Origin of the sequence: Paenibacillus harenae (assembly GCF_030812415.1) — a bacterium.
Taxonomy (GTDB): Bacteria; Bacillota; Bacilli; order Paenibacillales; family Paenibacillaceae; genus Pristimantibacillus; species Pristimantibacillus harenae_A.
Map to the genome: position 1 here is coordinate 252,883 of NZ_JAUSST010000002.1, position 18,033 is coordinate 270,915.

Annotated in this window: 12 protein-coding genes; 11 read left to right on the forward strand and 1 reads right to left on the reverse strand. The window is 50.8% G+C overall.

Annotated elements, in window-relative coordinates:
* Window positions 1-2: 2 nt before the first annotated feature.
* On the forward strand, window positions 3-896 hold the full coding sequence (locus tag J2T14_RS06100; protein WP_307468952.1) for an ABC transporter ATP-binding protein: 894 nt from the start codon (window positions 3-5) through the stop codon (window positions 894-896).
* A gap of 78 nt (window positions 897-974) precedes the next feature.
* Window positions 975-3,689 carry an endo-1,4-beta-xylanase gene (locus tag J2T14_RS06105; RefSeq protein WP_307468954.1) on the forward strand — a complete coding sequence of 905 codons (2,715 nt, stop codon included), beginning with the start codon at window positions 975-977 and terminating at the stop codon, window positions 3,687-3,689.
* A 393-nt stretch (window positions 3,690-4,082) separates the two neighbouring features.
* Here the strand turns inward: J2T14_RS06105 and J2T14_RS06110 are convergent, their stop codons facing one another.
* Complete coding sequence (locus tag J2T14_RS06110) at window positions 4,083-4,844, reverse strand: response regulator transcription factor (protein ID WP_307468956.1); 762 nt, start codon at window positions 4,842-4,844, stop codon at window positions 4,083-4,085.
* A 381-nt stretch (window positions 4,845-5,225) separates the two neighbouring features.
* Between J2T14_RS06110 and J2T14_RS06115 the strand changes: the two genes are divergently transcribed.
* From J2T14_RS06115 to J2T14_RS06155, 9 genes are all read left to right on the forward strand, one after another.
* Window positions 5,226-6,605: an ABC transporter substrate-binding protein gene (locus tag J2T14_RS06115; protein WP_307207146.1), complete on the forward strand. Its 1,380-nt coding sequence runs from the start codon at window positions 5,226-5,228 to the stop codon at window positions 6,603-6,605.
* A gap of 94 nt (window positions 6,606-6,699) precedes the next feature.
* Complete coding sequence (locus J2T14_RS06120; RefSeq protein ID WP_307468960.1) at window positions 6,700-9,594, forward strand: extracellular solute-binding protein; 2,895 nt, start codon at window positions 6,700-6,702, stop codon at window positions 9,592-9,594.
* A gap of 17 nt (window positions 9,595-9,611) precedes the next feature.
* Window positions 9,612-10,568: a carbohydrate ABC transporter permease gene (locus J2T14_RS06125; protein ID WP_373458113.1), complete on the forward strand. Its 957-nt coding sequence runs from the start codon at window positions 9,612-9,614 to the stop codon at window positions 10,566-10,568.
* 14 nt (window positions 10,569-10,582) lie between these two features.
* Complete coding sequence (locus J2T14_RS06130) at window positions 10,583-11,446, forward strand: carbohydrate ABC transporter permease (protein ID WP_307470384.1); 864 nt, start codon at window positions 10,583-10,585, stop codon at window positions 11,444-11,446.
* Between the two features lie 16 nt (window positions 11,447-11,462).
* A complete protein-coding gene (locus J2T14_RS06135; RefSeq protein WP_307207142.1) occupies window positions 11,463-12,923 on the forward strand; it encodes a hypothetical protein in 1,461 nt (486 codons plus the stop codon).
* The gene (locus J2T14_RS06140) at window positions 12,916-13,542 is read left to right on the forward strand and encodes a Yip1 family protein (RefSeq protein ID WP_307207140.1); all 627 of its coding nucleotides are present in this window, start codon (window positions 12,916-12,918) and stop codon (window positions 13,540-13,542) included. The genes J2T14_RS06135 and J2T14_RS06140 overlap by 8 nt, the downstream gene beginning before the upstream one ends.
* Before the next feature lie 17 nt (window positions 13,543-13,559).
* A complete protein-coding gene (locus J2T14_RS06145) occupies window positions 13,560-16,112 on the forward strand; it encodes a DUF5696 domain-containing protein (RefSeq protein WP_307468963.1) in 2,553 nt (850 codons plus the stop codon).
* On the forward strand, window positions 16,109-17,017 hold the full coding sequence (locus tag J2T14_RS06150) for a carbohydrate ABC transporter permease (RefSeq protein WP_307468966.1): 909 nt from the start codon (window positions 16,109-16,111) through the stop codon (window positions 17,015-17,017). The genes J2T14_RS06145 and J2T14_RS06150 overlap by 4 nt, the downstream gene beginning before the upstream one ends.
* A 16-nt stretch (window positions 17,018-17,033) precedes the next feature.
* Window positions 17,034-17,984 carry a carbohydrate ABC transporter permease gene (locus J2T14_RS06155; protein WP_307468969.1) on the forward strand — a complete coding sequence of 317 codons (951 nt, stop codon included), beginning with the start codon at window positions 17,034-17,036 and terminating at the stop codon, window positions 17,982-17,984.
* Window positions 17,985-18,033 lie beyond the last annotated feature (49 nt).

Here is an 18,033-nt window from a genome sequence, read left to right on the forward strand (position 1 = left end):
CGATGATTAAAAGCGAGGGACTCGTCAAAATTTACAAAATGGCAGACCTTGAGGTATTTGCCCTGCAAGGTTTGGACCTTCAGGTCGAGGACGGGGAGCTGATGGCGATCATCGGTAATTCCGGCAGCGGCAAGTCGACGCTTCTGAACATGCTCGGGGGTCTGGATAAGCCGTCTGCCGGCAAGCTGTTCGTAGATGGCAAAGATTTGCTGAAGTTCGGCGAGAAGGAGCTCGTGGCCTACAAGCGCGATACGGTCGGCTTCGTATGGCAGAATAACGCGCGCAACCTTATTCCCTATTTGACCGCGCTTGCGAATGTAGAGCTTCCGATGCTGCTGCGCGGCAAGCGGCGGAGGGCGCGGGCAATGGAGCTGCTGGAGGCGGTGGGCCTTGGCCATCGGATGAAAAACAGACTAAGCGAGTTGTCCGGCGGCGAGCAGCAGCGGGTAGCGATCGCGATTGCGCTGGCTAATGAGCCGAAGCTGTTGCTCGCCGACGAGCCGACGGGCTCGCTGGATACGAAAACATCGAATCAAGTGCTCGATTTGTTTCGAACGCTAAACCGATCGATCGGTATCACGATCGTGATCGTAACGCACGACCCGGCGCTGGCGCGCAAGGTAGATCGGGTCGTTCAGATTCGGGACGGCAAGACGTCGGCGGAGATGATCCGCAAAATCTCGTACACCGAGGAACTGGCCATGCTGGACGCCGAAAGCGCCATGCTGGAGGCCGAGAGCCATACGGAGTATGCCGTGCTTGATAAGGCAGGACGGCTGCAAATTCCTTCCAGCTTCCTTGATGTGGAAGGATTCAAAGACAATAACAAGGTACGCGTGGAGATGGAGGATGGCCGCATCGTCCTCTATCCGCAGTCAGGGAAGCAGACAGGCTGAGTTTTCCGAGCGCCATGTAGATTCGCCGCAAGGCGAGTTTGATGGATATATATTTTGAGGAGAGGTGTTGTTCACAAGATGAAACGTATAAAAAGATTCATGGCTTTGGGACTAGCTGCAGCGCTTATGTTAAGTGTTGCGATGGTAGGTTCGCTTACGTCCCGGACGCAAGTCCATGCGGAAGCTGCGGTTTCTAGTGAAGCGGAGGCGAGTGATGAGCCATCCGAAGCGCTTGATCGCATCGCAACGGACTTTGAGGACGGAACGGTGCAAGGCTGGCAACCTCGAGGCGGCAGTGTACTTCTGTCGGCATCCGGCGATGCGGCCTATTCCGGCGAATACGGGCTTAAAGTGGAAGGAAGAACGCAAGGCTGGAACGGCCCAACGTTTAACGTGACGTCGTTCATGCAAGTCGGCAAGACGTACGGCATTACGGCATGGGTTCGTCTGCCGGCGGGCTCGAGTGCCTCGTCCGTCGCCATGCTTGTCGAGCGGACGACCGACGGCACGGCATATTACGAATCTGTCACGTCCAAAACGGCGACGGATAGCGGCTGGGTGAAGCTGTCGGGCGAGTATACACTGAAAAATCCAGTATCGAACGCCGGCGTCTACTTCGAATCGTTCGATAATCCTACGTTATCGTTCTACGTGGACGAGTTCGTCATCGAGCGCGTTCCCGATCCGATTCCGATCGAGATCGAGCAGGATATACCGAATTTGAAGGACGTGTTCGCTGACGATTTCCTGCTTGGTGCAGCTTTGCTCGCTAACGAGATCGCAGATGCTGAAGGACCGGACGCCCAACTGGTCAAGAAGCATTTCAACAGCCTTACTGCAGGCAATGAGATGAAGTGGGACGCAACTGAGCCGGTCGAAGGGCAGTTCACTTTCGCCAATGCGGACAAAATCGTTGGTTTTGCGGAGGAAAACGGCATAGCGGTGCGAGGTCATACGCTGATTTGGCATTCCCAGACACCGAACTGGGTGTTCTATGACGAGAACGGCAATCTGGCCAGCAAGGAATTGCTGTTCGCGCGCATGAAGAGCCATATCGACGAGGTCGTCGGCCGCTACAAAGGGAAAATCTATGCCTGGGACGTCGTAAACGAGGTCATTGAGCCGGGCGACCGTAAGCCGAACGGCCTGCGCAACAGCTTATGGTATCAAATCGCAGGCGAGGAGTTTATCGAGAAAGCGTTCGAATACGCCCATGCTGCGGATCCCGATGCCGTTTTGTACATCAATGATTACAACACGCATTTTACGGATAAACGACAATTTATATACGACCTGATCAAGCGCCTCCAAGACAAGGGCATTCCGGTGCAGGGCGTCGGCCATCAAACGCATATCGGCATCGCGAGCCCTTCCATTCAGGAACTCGACGATATGCTCGCGGCTTTCCGCGATCTTGGCATCGAGCAGCAAGTTACCGAGCTGGATATGAGCGTTTATACGAATGACGCGGAGTCATACGAGTCATTCCCTCTGGAATTGCAAATCAAGCAGGCGAAACGTTACCAAGCGATCTTCGAAGTGTTCAAGAAGCATGCGGATCAGCTTACGGCCGTCATCTTCTGGGGCAAGGACGATTTGAATACTTGGCTGCGAACTTTCCCGGTCGATCGGAACAACTGGCCGCTGCTGTTCGACGAACGTCTCCAAGCGAAATATGCGTACTGGGCGCTTGTCGATCCGAGCAAAGTGCCGGTCGAGACACAAAAGGCAGCTGCGGTTGCCGGCACTGTGAAGGTGGATGGAAATCTGGATGATACATGGAAGTCGGCAAAGCCGGTAACGATTCAATCGGAAGGGAGCGCGGTTGCTTCCTACAGGACACAATGGTCATCAGGACAGTTGCATCTTTGGGTCGATGTGATGGATACGACCGTCAACGGCAACGATGCTGTCGAAGTGTTCATCGACGAGAATAACGGCAAGACGACATCCTACGAGGCGGACGATATGAAGTATACGTTCCTCAGGAGCGGCGCGAATCCGCACAAGCCGGCTGAATACAAGGCCGTCAAGTCCGCGACAGGCTACGTTATCGAGGCTTCGATTCCGCTGGCTAGCGCGGCACTTGCTCAAACGATCGGCTTCGACATAAGAATCGCAGATCGTTCCGGCAGCGACACCGCATTGACTTCGTGGAACGATATTCACCATAAGCAAGATGCCGATACGTCGGGATTCGGCGAGCTGGAGCTGATCGAAGGCCCTCGTCTGGCGAAGGCTGTAAGCGGGACGCCGGTCATTGATGGCGACATCGACGGCATTTGGACATGCGCGACCGCCCTGACGACAGACCGATGGGTACAAGGAACATCGGGTTCTTCAGCCAAGGTCCGAACGCTCTGGGACGGCAATCGCTTATATGTACTGGCGGAAGTAACCGATTCGCTGCTTACGAAACGCAGCGCCAACGTATGGGAGCAGGATTCGGTAGAAATATTCCTCGACCAGAACAATGCAAGAACGAATCCGTACGACGCGGACGACGGCCAGTACCGGATCAACTTCGACAACGAGCAGTCTGTTAGCCCGGGTTCTTCCAGCGGCAGACTCGTATCCGCAGCGAAGCTTACCGATAACGGCTATATCGTCGAAGCTTCCATCGCTTGGACCGGAACACCTCCGATGGCCGGCAGCTTGATCGGCTTCGATGTTCAGGTCAATAACGATCAGGACGATGACGGCGTTCGCGACAGCATCGCGATCTGGAACGATATGACTGGCATGTCATGGCAGAACTTGTCCGAAATCGGACTGCTGGAGATTATGAAATAATTGAAGTAAGCCGGTTGCTTATCTCGGATAAGCAATCGGCTCTTTCTATAGTAAAAAACCGCGTCGGCATAATTAACGAACAAAGTTGTTATCTGAGCTTACGTCGAAGTCGAAGGAATAGGATGAAAATTCCCGCTTAAAGCAAGCAAACTGGGTTAGTGGGGCAGAGTTAGGTTGGAAAATACATCCTATACAAGCGCATGAACCGGGTGAGAGGTTCAGTTTTCATCTAGTCGAAGCCTTAGGATGGGAAATCCCGCTTAAAGCGAGTGATTTAGGTAGTGTGACGAGATTAGGATGGAAAATACAACCTATAAAGCCCAGCTTACTCTAACTTTCTGAAGGGCAGCAGGGCTTTCTTTCGGATCACTGGAGCCAGATTACTGTAAGCGCTTACGCGGTTTTGGAGAACATTTTACGATATTCGTTAGCGCTTACACCCGTGTACGCCTTGAACTTCTTGTAAAACCAATCCATCTCCGTATAGCCGATCTCGTTCGCGATTTCATACACTTTCATGTCCGTATTCTCAAGCAATAGCTTTGCTTTTTCCATACGCTGTTGAAGCAAATATTCGTTGAAGGTCATATTTTCCTGAAATTTGAATTTTTGACCCAAATAAGAGCAATTGAAATGCAGGCTGTTGGAAATTTGCTTTAAGGTAATGTTTTGATTCAGCGCCTCATCGACATATTCCTTGACCTTCTCGATGATATTCGGTTGAGGCTGGGAATCCTTTTCCGACGGCGTCCATGATAGCGCTTTATTTTTGTCGATCGCGCAATCAAGCTCTCCTTTTACGGCGAGCAGACTTGACGTCAGCTCGATAGAAGAAATAGGGTCCGGCAAATAATCGCTTACTTGATAATAAAGAGCCTTCCGGGCAAGTTGGAAATCGTTGCTTCCGCCTATCAGGACAATCGGCACGCGGCTTTTCTGGCGAATATAATCGCAAAGATACAAGGCGTCGTTATGAGAGCCGTTCATGCCGATCAAGATGAGCGAAAAAGGATTTCGGTCAAGAAATTCGATAGCGTCCGCAGAGCTGTTGGCATAAGCGTCCAACTCGAATCCAATCCGATGCCACTCCGGCTTATGTTGCAACATCTCCATCGACGAAGGGGAGTCAAAGTCGACAAGCATCACTTTATACACGATGGTTACCTCCTAATTGCATTTGTGCGAGGCGTAAACGGCTATCGCCGTCCTGGCGGCAAAAGCTAACGTTTCGCGGTGAAATTTAAGCACAGTATAATCAGCAGATTATATACTTTCTTAAATTTGTACTTAGGGGTTTCCCTAGCGGGAGAATGACTACGCTTTAATTATGTGAATTGGACGTAAACGAAACAATGTGCTTTTCTTTGCATCGCCCACAGGTTTTTACTTCTTGCTCAAAAAACATTTTTTCGTGAAATGAAATGATTTCCAATCTAGAGTTTGACGGGTGATAGACCTGATTTCCAACAGGTTGTTGTTGGCCTTATGAAAGCGCTACACTTTCGGTGTAGTTCAATATGTTAAGGGGGATTCGCAATGAAGATTCGCAAATTAATGGTGCTGTTATGCGCATTCGTTCTCGTACTTTCCGCATGCAGCGGCGGTTCGGGCAACGGCAACAGCACGAACAACGGATCAAACCAAGCTACGAACAACGGCTCTGGCAACACGGCCACAGCTGCGCCGGAGGGTGAAGGAGAAGAAGATGCCAGCTCGCCGGAGATGGACTTCGACTTGGGCGGCAAAACGATCAAAGTCGTATCCTGGTGGGATATGACGATTCCGGAAGACAACCCCGACAATATTCAACGCAAGAAAAATCTGGATGAATTGATGAAGAAGCATAACTTCAAAATCGAATACGTCGCGATTGACTTCGGCGAGTACCAACAGAAGGTAACGGCTTCCTTGCTGGCCGGCGAGCCGATCGGCGACATCGTCCGAATGGGCAGAAACTATACCATTCCTACGCTGGTGAAGCAAGATTTGCTGTGGCCGGTTGACGAATATACGAAAAACACGAAAGTGTTCAATCAGCAGACAACGAACGAATACTTTACCTACGAAGGAAGAGGCTACGCTTTCACAGAAGGCCAGGGCAACCTAGTTCAAGGCATTTTCTACAACCGCACGCTTATGAATCAGCTTGGCATCAAGGCGTTGCAAGAGTATGTGAACGAGGATAACTGGAATTGGGATACGTTTTTACAAGTTGCGAAAGAAGCGAACAAAGATACGAACAATGACGGCAAGCTTGACACATGGGGACTTGCAAACTCACAGGTCGTGGAGCATGCGCTGTACTCGAACGAGGCTCACCTGACCAAAGGCAACAAACAAAATTTGGATGACCCTGCTACGCAAGAAGCGTTGAATTTCTTGTCGAAAATGGCAACGGAGCAAGTGTACAGACCGGGAGAGGGCGGCGATTGGACAGAGCCGGGTCAATTTTTCCGTCAAGGCAATACCCTGATGTATGCCGGCGCTCTTTGGGAGCTGAACGGCTTCAAGACGGATATGCCGGATGCGGACATTGGTTTCGTTCCGTTCCCGAAAGGTCCAAGCGCGACAGAATATCATTCCTACGAAGCCATGTACCAAGCGCTTACGATTCCGAAAGCGGTCGAGAATCCGGAGCAGCTGCTCTACATTTGGGAGAAAATCAACGATATCGATTCCGAATACGATTATCCGGATCAAGCTGCGTATGAAACGGCGTTCTCTAACGAAGATGACATTAACAATGCTCGGAAAGTGGCACCTGGCCTGATCGTATACGATCACGGCACGTACGGCGACGCTTTGAAGTTCTGGGATTTCGTTGGTGAGATCAACAGCGGGGTATCGGTGTCTACCGTCGTCGAGAAGTACAAACCGGTGTTCCAAGCGGCGATCGATGCGGTGTACGGTTCTTAACATGTTATAACAAGTGACCGACAGTCCCCATTTAGAAGTCATTCTAATGGGGACTGTCATTGAATTTAATCTCTTGCAGCAGGAGGGAGAAAAGTTGAACTTCAGAAAGAAGAACTACGTCGCGATTCTACTCGTTCTCGCCGTACTGGCAACGTCTATATGGGCGTTCTACCCTTCGGATTCGAAGGGTAGCGGACGCGCCATGGCAATGGCGGATTTCAGCGCCGTTACGGCATCAGCAGGAGAAGACAGCTATGATGCGTATTTGAATACCTACTCGGATGCTGAACGGCCAGGCGATGTAATCCGAATAGAGGGCGAGAGCTACTCAGCAACGGCCGGCGATGGATTCGTCATATCGGATCATCTTGACGGATTGGACGGCAAAGCAGTTGTAACACCGGAATCCGGCTCAATTAGTTGGGATGTGCAGGTGAAACAAGCGGGTCTGTACAATTTGAGAATTCATTATTTGCCGATCGAGGGCAAGAGCTCTGCGATCGAAAGGCAGTTTGCCATAAACGATAAAGTCCCTTTTCAGGGCGCGGAGATATTATTATTCGATCGAGTTTGGGGTAATCGACAGGACGAAATCGGGCGTGACGATCGCGGCAACGAAATCAGGCCTCGGCAGGTAGAGAAGCCGGCATGGCAGCTCGGAGCCTTCAACGATCGGAATGGATATTATGATGAGCCTTACTCCTTTTACTTTGAGAGCGGGGAGCAATCGATTTCCTTGACGGCCTTAAGGGAACCGATGGCGATTGATTATATTGAGCTGTACCAGGACCAAGCTTTGTTGACATACGAGGATTTGAAGAAAAAGTATGAGGCCGATGGAATCAAGCCGGTATCGGATCATTATATTGAAATCCAAGCCGAGGACGCGGTCGCAAAGTCATCGCCTACGTTGTATCCTCTGGCAGACCGGTCGAGTCCGACTGTCGTTCCGTACAATGTGTCTAAGCTTCGAATCAATACGATCGGCGGGACGAACTGGAAGCTTCCCGGACAGTGGATCGAATGGGAGTTCGAGGCGCCAGAGGACGGCTTATACCAAATCGCGTTGAAGCAGAAGCAGGATCAGCTGCGGGGCGTGTACGCTACGCGAAGCTTGACGATCGATGGACAGACGCCGTTTCAGGAAATGAAGCGCCTGCGGTTCAACTTCGACATGGAATGGAAGATGAACGTGCTTGGTGAAGATGAGCCGTATTTGTTCCATTTGACGAAGGGAACGCATCGTATTCGCATGATGGTGTCGCTCGGCGATATCGCGCCGCTCATTCGCACGATCGAATCGAGCGTGCTGAAGTTGAACGAGTTGTATCGCAAAATATTGATGATTACGTCGAATACTCCCGATCCGTTCCGCGATTACCAACTGGAGAAGCGGATTCCGGACATGGTACCGACGTTCGAGGAGCAAGCCGTCATCATTCAAAGCGTAGCCGATTATTTGGAGCAATCGACTGGCGAACGCAGCGACAAAGTAGCTGTTCTTCATACGATGGTCGGCCAATTGAAAGAAATGATCGAGAATTCGGAGACTGTCGGCAATCGCTTAAGCGCATTCAAGACGAATGTCGGCGGACTTGGCACATGGATTCTTACGGTGCGCGAGCAGCCGGTTGCACTAGATTATTTGATCGTATCCTCGCCAGGTACAAAGCTTCCAAGAGCGGAAGCGACGTTCTTCGAGGAGGTCAAGCATGAGCTTGGCGCATACGTTGCTTCATATACCGAGGATTACGACAGCATCGGCAATACGAGCGAAGAGCAAGACAGCAAGATTACGGTTTGGGTTACGACAGGCAGGGATCAGGCGCAGGTGCTAAAGAGCTTGATCGACGATTCCTTCACGCCGGATTCGAAAGTCGCGGTAGACTTAAGGCTTGTTCCAGGCAACATATTGCTGCCGGCAACGCTTGCTGACGAAGGACCGGATGTTGCAATGCAAATCGGAGAAGATGTTCCCGTGAATTATGCCATGAGGGGAGCGGCGGCAGACTTGACGCAGTTCTCTGACTTCGAGGAGGTCGCAGCTCGTTTCCATGACAGCGGACTTACGCCTTACAAGTATGACAGCGGCGTTTATGCCCTGCCGGAGCAGCAATCGTTCCCGATGCTCTTCTATCGCAAGGATATTCTCGAAGAGCTGGGACTTACGCCTCCGCAGACATGGCAGGATATTTACAATATGATTTCGGTCCTCCAAAAGCATAATATGGAGTTTTGGCTTCCGATCGAGGCTTCTAATGCGAGTCTGGTGCCGAACGCGACGTTCTCTGCGCTGCTTTATCAGAACGGCGGCGAGTTCTATCAGGATGAAGACAAAAAGACCGCGCTCGATACGGATATCTCCATGGAGATGTTCAAGAAGTGGACGCAATTTTATACCAACTACAAATTCCCTGTCATTGCGGACTTCCCGAACCGGTTCCGTACGGGAGAAATGCCGATCGGAATCGCGGATTACACGACCTATAATATGCTGACGGTATTGGCTCCGGAAATTAAAGGGCTGTGGGATTTCACGCTCGTTCCGGGTACGGAGCAGGCGGACGGCACCGTCAATCATCAGGTAGCCAGCCATACGACTGGCGTCATGCTGATGGAGAACGCCGATAACAAAGAAGCGTCGTGGGAGTTCATGAAATGGTGGACCAGTAAGGAAACCCAAATCGCGTACGGTCGCGAGATGGAAGGCTTGATGGGCGAAGCTGCGCGTTATCCGACAGCTAACGCCGAAGCGCTCGAGGAATTGCCATGGCCGGTCAAGGATTATAACAATTTGGCGAGCCAGTGGGAATGGGTAAGAGGCATTCCGCAAGTGCCCGGCGGCTACTTTACAGGACGCCATCTGGACAACGCCTTCCGCAGAGTCGTCAATGCGAGCGAGAACCCTCGAGAAGCCTTAAACGATTACGTCTTGTATATTAACGACGAAATCGAAATCAAGCGCAAAGAATTCAATTTACCGTATTAGTTTGGGGGTGGAATCCATTGCAAGCCGAAACAACCAGTCAAGCCGTGCCTAACCTTATCCATCCGAAGAAAAAATCGAGAATGGCCAATGTATGGACGGAATTGAAGAAAAACAAGCATTATTATTTTCTGATGAGTCCGTACATGTTGATTTTCTTCACGTTTACGGTCATTCCGGTCGTGTTTTCTTTAATTCTTAGTTTCTTTTATTTCAACATGCTCGAATTTCCTCGTTTCGTCGGATGGCAGAACTATTCCAGGCTGTTTCTGAACGACGATATTTTTATGATCGCAGTGAAGAACACCTTTCTCTTCGCGATCATAACCGGACCGGTCAGCTATATCGCGTGCTTCTTCTTCGCATGGATTATCAATGAGCTGTCGCCGAAAGTGCGGTCGGTCATGACCTTGATCTTCTACGCGCCGGCTATTTCCGGCAACGTATTTTTCATCTGGCTGATCGTATTTTCGGGCGACCGCTACGGCTATTTGAACGGACTCCTGATCAAATTCGGATTTATACTTGAACCGATTCAATGGCTGACCAATGAACAATACATTCTTATCATCGTTATGATCGTACAGCTATGGCTCAGTCTGGGCACTAGCTTCCTCGCTTTTATCGCTGGTCTGCAGACGATCGACCGGACGCTGATCGAGGCGGGCGTCGTCGACGGAATCAAGAACCGCTGGCAGGAGCTATGGTTCATTACGCTTCCTTCGATGAGGCCGCAGTTGCTGTTCGGCGCCGTCATGCAGATTACTGGATCGCTGGCTGTCGCGGATATTACCGTTGCGCTGGCGGGTTTCCCGAGCGTCAACTATGCAGCGCATACGATCGTTACGCACTTGATGGACTACGGCACCATTCGTTTCGAGATGGGCTACGCCTCGGCTATTGCGACAGTGCTGTTCGGTATTATGATCGGGACCAACAAATTGACGCAAAAATTGCTCAGAAAGGTAGGTGAGTAACGTTGGTCGTTAAAATGATGGCCGCATTCCGAACGCCGAAGAGGCTTAACCGTTCGTTTGCCGTCAGCTTTATCTTGTTCGCGTTTCTCGCCGTGTTCGGTGCGTTCATGGCGCTTCCGCTGCTTTATGCGGTGAATAACGCCTTCAAGCCGCTGGACGAATTGTTCATTTTCCCGCCGCGCTTCTTCGTGAACAATCCGACATTGGATAACTTTTACGATTTGATCGCCTTGATGGGCAATTCCTGGGTACCGTTGTCCCGTTATATCGCCAATACGTTGCTTATTACGCTAATCGGCACAGCCGGACATATATTGCTTGCTTCCGCAGCTGCGTACCCATTGGCGAAATACAACTTTCTCGGGTCAAAGGCGCTGTTCTCGATCGTCGTCCTGTCGCTTATGTTCTCGGGACATGTTACGGCTATTCCGAACTACATGGTGATGTCTTGGCTGGGCTGGATCAATTCCCATGCTTCGATTATCGTTCCATCGCTCGCGTTTCCGCTCGGGCTGTTCCTGATGAAGCAGTTCATCGAGCAGCTTCCGACGGCTCTGCTGGAAGCGGCTAAGATCGATGGCGCGAGCGAATACCGGATCTATTGGAGCATCGTCATGCCGAATGTGAAGCCGGCTTGGCTGACTCTTATGATCCTGCAGTTTCCTGCGTTATGGGGAACCGATGGGGGAAGCTTCATTTACAGCGAGAACCTGAAGACGCTCCATTACGCGCTCGGTCAGATCACTTTGGGAGGTATCGCTCGTGCAGGCGTCGGCGCTGCCGTCGCTCTTATCCTGATGGTCGTTCCGATATCGCTCTTCATCATCTCTCAGAGCAGCGTCATCCAGACGATGGCGACTTCCGGGATGAAAGATTAGAAGGGAGACTTGCACGATGTTGAAGAGCAAGACAAAACTAAGAGCTTATCTTCTTGCGGCGATATGCTGCGTATTCGGCTTAAGCGCGGGAGGTTCGCTTGCGCATGCGGCGGATGGAGGGGCCTCCTACAATTATTCCGTTTGGGGCGATACGGTCGTATCACCTTCCGCTTATGAAGCGACGGAATTGTTGACAGGCGATAAGCTGGGTGTCGGGGTATTCAAAGATCCGAGCGATCTTCATGTAACGCCGGATAACGAAATATACGTTCTCGATTCCGGCAACAATCGGATCGTTGTGTTGGATGAGGACTACAGCGAGGCGGCGGTTATCGACTCCTTCGAGCGCGACGGTCAGACCGAAACGTTCCTGAACCCGCAGGGGATCTTCGTTTCGGATGAGAAGCATCTGCTGATTGCCGATACCGGGAACAAGCGCGTCGTGCATCTCGACGACGAAGGCGGCTTGGTGAATATTGTTGAGAAACCCTCGTCCGAGCTGCTGAAGGAGAATTTCGATTTTCAGCCAGTCCGAGTCATCATGGACAAGGCGCAGCGCATCTATGTGATGGCGACAGGCGTGTTCGACGGTCTGATGGAATTTAGCGCGGAAGGCTCGTTTACATCGTTCATCGGAGCGAACCGCGTAGGGGTCGATCCGGTGGAGCTGTTCTGGAAGCGGCTGTCGACGAAAGCGCAGCGCAGCCAAATGGTCATGTTCACGCCAACGGAATTTACGAACATGGATATTAACGACGAAGGCTTCATCTACGCGACGAGCGGCGATACGGGCGACTCGATTCGGAAGCTGAATGCGCAAGGCAGCGATATATTGCGGAGAACGGGCTATTTCAAACCGATAGGCGATATTAATTATAGGCCTGCAGACGGACGTTCCAGGCTTATTGATGTCGATGTTACAGACAGCGAGATATACTCTGTCCTTGACTCGAAGAAAGGCCGAATCTTTACGTACAACGGCGATGGACACTTCATGTACGTGTTCGGCGGCATGGGCAACCGGATCGGCGAATTCAATACGCCGGTCGCTATAGAACGGGTCGGGGACGATTTCCTCGTACTGGACAAGGCGTTCGGTGAGATAACCGTGTTCCAAACGACGGAATACGGGCGGACGTTGAATGAAGCCGTCAGGAGCTACTACCGCGGCGAGGAAGAAAAGTCGTTCGAGCTCTACGAACAAACGATTAATATGAACGCGAATCTGGATTTCGCTTATTCCGGTATCGGCAAGTCGATTCTAAGGCAAGGCGATTATGACGATGCAATGCGTTATTTCAAGCAAAGTTTGGACCAGCGCAACTATTCGAAGGCGTTCCTGCTTCACCGCAAGCAAGTGCTGAGGGAACATTTCGGCATCATTATGACCGTCATCTTCGGCTTGATCGCCGTCGTCCTGCTCGCAAGGGCATACCGGAAAATGTTGGATAGAAAGAGGGGCGTTTCGGTTGAATAAAGAGCTTATTAAATTTCCGTTGTATTTGATCACGCATCCCTTTAACGGTTATTGGGAGTTGAAATACGAACAGAGCAAGAAGCTGAATCTTATGATGTCGTTCGGTATTCTGCTGTTGCTCATCCTGACCAACGTCCTAGGCAGCCAGTACAGCGGTTTTCTGGTCAATATTTATAATCCCGACCAAATGAACAGCCTGATGGAAATTACGTACGTGATCGTTCCGGTCTTGTTCTGGTGCGTGGCCAATTGGTCGCTCACGACGCTGATGGATGGAGAAGGGAAGTTTGTTGATATTTTCACGTCGACCTGCTTCGCGCTCGTGCCGATGGTCATTATCAACTTCCCATGGATATGGCTGAGCAACGTTATTTCCTTGCAGGAGACGACATTTTATTATTTTTGCAACAGTTTCGCCGCTTTATGGTCCATGTACCTGTTGTTTGTTGGAAATATGACCGTGCATCAATTTACGCCTAGCAAAACAATCCTAACGATTGCGCTGTCGCTTGTGGCGATCGGCTTCATGGCGTTCCTTTGCCTATTGTTCTTTAGTTTGCTCCAACAAATTGTGTCTTTCGTCACTATTATTTATCAAGAAATCACCTTGAGGAACTGAGGAAGGAGGAACGAAAGATGCGTATGGCCAGAAATGCCGTCTTGTCTGCGGTTCTTGCTGCAGGGCTGCTGGTCGCCGGTTGTTCCGGCGCGGGCAACGCCAATCAAACGAACGATGAGCAGCAGCTGGAGGCTGCATTCGAGCAAGGCAAGGCGCTTAACGCTTCGTTCACGGATTCGCGTATCGCGGGAATGAAGGGGATCGCCGAGAACGACCTGCTTCGACTGTTCATTAACGACGAGACGGGTGCTATAGCTGTGCTTAACAAAAGCAGCGGCGAGATATGGCATAGCAATCCGCTCGAAGCTGAGGCCGATCCGATCGCGACCGGAGTTAACAAGGGCTTACTGTCCTCGCAATTGAAGATCGATTACTATAACAGCTTCGGACAGGTTAATTCGATCAATACGTTCCTGGACAGCGTCGCATACAAGCAGGTTAAATATGAATCGATCGACAGCGGTGTTAAAGTGACCTATAAATTCGGCAAAGCGGAGAAATCGGCCATGGACCTGCCTCTCATGCTGAGCGCAGCGCGTCTCGAGGAGTTGTCCGGCAAGCTGGATAAAGCGGGACAACGCGCTTTGCGCATCGGCTATAAGGAGGATCCAGGTAAAGGGGTCTATGTTCGGAATGACCAAGCGCTGAACGGTCTTCAACTCGAACGCGCATTCAAGGCGTTCGAGGAAGCCGGCTATACGGAAGAGGATTTGCAGAAGGATATGGCAGAGCTGAACTACACGCAGGAATCGCCGGCGCCGAGAGTCTTTATGGCTTCTATCGAATATAAGCTGGACGCCGACAGTCTCGTCGTCAAGGTTCCGGTCGAGGAGATTAAAGCTCCAACTGAATATCCGGTCAGCACCGTCACGTTGCTCAGCTTCTTCGGAGCCGGGGGGACGGATGAGGAAGGCTCGATATTCGTGCCGGACGGTTCGGGCGCCCTGATCTCGTTCAATAACGGCAAAACCAAATATCCGGCCTATCAGCAGATGGTATACGGATCCGATCAAGCGTTGGAAGTGGTCGAAAATGCCGTTAACGAGCAGCCGGTCAGGCTGCCCGTATTCGGCATCATCAGGGAAGAAGGCGCGTTCCTAGGCATAATCGAAGAGGGTGCATCGGCTGCTAGCATCAATGCCGATATCAGCGGCAAATTGAACAGCTATAACTATGTGTATCCGACCTTCAACGTAACGAGCAAAGGGGAGCTTACGCTCCAAGCGAACGGGTCGGAGCGGACGCTGCCGAAGTTCCAAGAGCGTCCGACGAACAGCGATTTTACGGTGCGTTATGCTTTCCTTAGCGGAGAAGACGCTACGTATCAAGGAATGGCCGTCTATTACCGTCAGCATTTGGAACAAAGCGGCGGACTACCGAAGCCTAAGGCGGAGAGCGGCGAAGAGAACCTTCCTTTCTACCTTCAAGTTGTTGGAAGCATTGCGAAGCAGAAGCATTTCGTAGGCGTTCCGTACAAAACGCTAGAACCTCTTACGACGTTCGTGCAGACGGAGCAAATGATCGGCGAGATGAAGGATCTCGGCATAAACCATATCAAGCTTCGTTATTCTGGATGGTTCAACGGCGGACTCGACCACAAAGTGCCGGACGACCTATCGGTAGACAAAGGGATCGGCGGCGCCAAAGGCTTGCGCGGCTTGGTGTCATTTGCGAAAGAGCAGGATGTGGAGCTGTATCCGGACGTTGCTATTTTGACCGCTCATACGAGCAAAGGTTTCGACGAGAAGGATGACGCTTCACGGACGCTGCGCGCCGTTCCTGCGGCATTTTATCCGCTCGATCTGGCGCTCAATCGCCGGGACCGGAGCAAGTTGCCTTCCTATGTTGTCTCGCCAAGGCTCGTCGGATCGTACGTAGATACCATTTTGAAGGGAATGAAGGGCTACGAAACGGGCGGCATCTCTCTGAGGGATATGGCTGATCAATTAAATAGCGATTTCCGCAAAAACAATCTGATCGACCGTACGGAATCCGAGGATATTTCGGTTGAAGCTCTGAACGACATTCGCGAGGGGAATCTGAACATTATGGCAGAGGGAGGCAACGCTTACGCCCTTCCTTACTTATCGGATGTAACAAACGCGCCGATGTCGAATAGCAACTTTAAGCTCGAAGACGAAGCGATACCCTTTTACCAAATGGTCGTTCGCGGTCATATCGGCTATACGGGCTCGCCTTACAATTTGACGGCTTATACGAACGTTCGGCAATATATTTTGAAAAGTTTGGAATACGGCGCCGGCGTTTACTTCGAATGGATCCATGAGCCTAATTACAAGGTGAAGGATACGGAATCGAATGAATTGTATGCCGTCAATTACAAGCAGTGGCTAGAGCAGGCCGCCGACATTTACGAAGAAGTAAACGGCGTGCTGAAGGACGTGCAGAACGAGCGCATCGCCCTGCACGAGAAGCTTGGCGAAGGTTTGTTCAAGACCGTCTACGAAAGCGGGAAGTACGTCATCGTCAACTACAACGACACTGGGGCAACAGTGAACGGGATGACGATAGAAGCCGAGAGTTATGTGACGGGTGGTGAACAATCTTGAAACCGATAGCGAAGCGTCTATTTCGATCAAGGACGTACAATGAGCAGAAGGCGTTATGGGGATTCATGTATGTATTGCCTTGGCTGCTTGGATTTTTGTTTTTCTTCTTGATTCCTTTATTGTATTCGCTGCAATACAGCTTGAGCGAAATTGAAGCGAATGCCAATGGGATGACGATTAAGTTCATCGGCTTTGAGAATTTTAAAGAAGCGCTAACGGTGAATACGAGCTTTAACCGTATTTTGACCGAATCGGTCATCGATATGGTCGTTAACGTGCCACTTATCGTCATCTTCAGCTTGTTCCTGGCCGTATTGCTGAACCAAAAATTCGTCGGCAGGGGTATTGCAAGATCGATCTTCTTTCTTCCGGTTATTCTCGCCTCGGGCGTCATTGCAAATCTGGAAGCGGAGAGCCTTGTGCAAGCGATTAATGAACAGAACGCCACCGGTGGCGTATTCACAACCGGTACGATGGAACTGATGACAATTATGCTGAACTCCGGCATGAACGAAGATATCGTCATGTATTTGATGGATGCGGTCGAGAGGATTTACCAAATCGTCAGCCAGTCGGGCGTACAGATTCTCATATTCCTGGCGGGCATTCAGACGATTTCACCGCAGCTGTATGAAGCGTCCAAGATTGAAGGCGCGACTGGATACGAGGCGTTCTGGAAGATTACGTTCCCGATGGTCAGCCCGCTTATACTCGTTAACGTCATCTATACGATTATCGATTCGTTCTCCAGGAACGATATGACGACGCTCATTAGAGAAACCGGCTTTACGAGCTTTAACTTCGGTCTCAGCTCGGCCATGGCTTGGATCTATTTCCTGGTCATCATGATCATCCTGTTGATCAGTACGTACATCATATCCAAACGGGTCTTCTACCAGGAATAGAAGGAGAGTGAGAACGTTGCTTATGGAGCGATTGTTATCGTTGGAAAGCTGGAAGCGAGGGCTGTGGACGATTGTTCGGCTAGTGCTGATCATTGGCTTGTCATTCGTCATCCTGTATCCAATCATTCAAAAAATATCTACATCGATCAAGGATAAAGCCGACATGTATTCACCTATCGTCGTATTTATTCCCGAGCATTTTACGCTCGACAATTTCAAGCAGGCGATTACGATTATGGATTATTGGAAAACGCTGGTGAACACGATCGGGTTGTCGACCATGACGACAATATTGACCGCCGTATCATGCGCCTTTGCCGGTTATGCGTTCGCCCGGCTGAAGTTCAAAGGAAGCAACTTGCTGTTCGCGGGAGTCATTCTAACGATTCTTGTTCCGCCTACGACCATTTTAATTCCGATCTATATGAACTTGAAGGATTTTACGCTGCTCGGCTTGGTGCCGCTATTGACCGGCGGCAAATCGATTAATCTGCTGGACTCGTACTGGCCGTTCATTCTGACGTCGATAACGGCGAACTCGCTTAAAGCGGGGCTGTACATTTTCATCTTCCGGCAGTTTTTCCGGGGCATTCCGAAGGAGGTCGAGGAAGCGGCCTACATTGACGGAGCGGGCATCGGCTCGACGTTTCTGCGGATAATGCTTCCGAACGCCACACCGTCTATCATTACGGTATTGCTCTTCTCGTTCGTGTGGCAGTGGAACGACAGCTTCTTCACGACGACGTATTTGACCTCGAGTAAGGTCATGTCTACGCAATTGACGTCTCTGCCTTACAACTTGCAAATAATGCTTGAAGGCGGCGCCACGACCAACAAGGATCCGTTCTTCATGAGCATGGTGCAGGATACCGGCATTTTACTTGCGATTCTGCCGCTCGTTATTCTATATTTGTTCGTTCAAAGGTACTTTGTCGAAAGTATCGAGCGTACGGGTATCGTCGGATAAGGGCTATTGCGTCGCATCAAGCCAAGCGCCTTGCGGGGCCGGCCACTTC

Bases quoted from the DNA above. Each gene is read 5' to 3' on its own strand.
- J2T14_RS06135 (WP_307207142.1), top strand. From the start codon at position 11,463: ATGTTGAAGAGCAAGACAAAACTAAGAGCTTATCTTCTTGCGGCGATA.
- J2T14_RS06130 (WP_307470384.1), top strand. From the start codon at position 10,583: ATGATGGCCGCATTCCGAACGCCGAAGAGGCTTAACCGTTCGTTTGCC.
- J2T14_RS06100 (WP_307468952.1), top strand. From the start codon at position 3: ATGATTAAAAGCGAGGGACTCGTCAAAATTTACAAAATGGCAGACCTT.
- J2T14_RS06115 (WP_307207146.1), top strand. From the start codon at position 5,226: ATGAAGATTCGCAAATTAATGGTGCTGTTATGCGCATTCGTTCTCGTA.
- J2T14_RS06145 (WP_307468963.1), top strand. From the start codon at position 13,560: ATGCGTATGGCCAGAAATGCCGTCTTGTCTGCGGTTCTTGCTGCAGGG.
- J2T14_RS06105 (WP_307468954.1), top strand. From the start codon at position 975: ATGAAACGTATAAAAAGATTCATGGCTTTGGGACTAGCTGCAGCGCTT.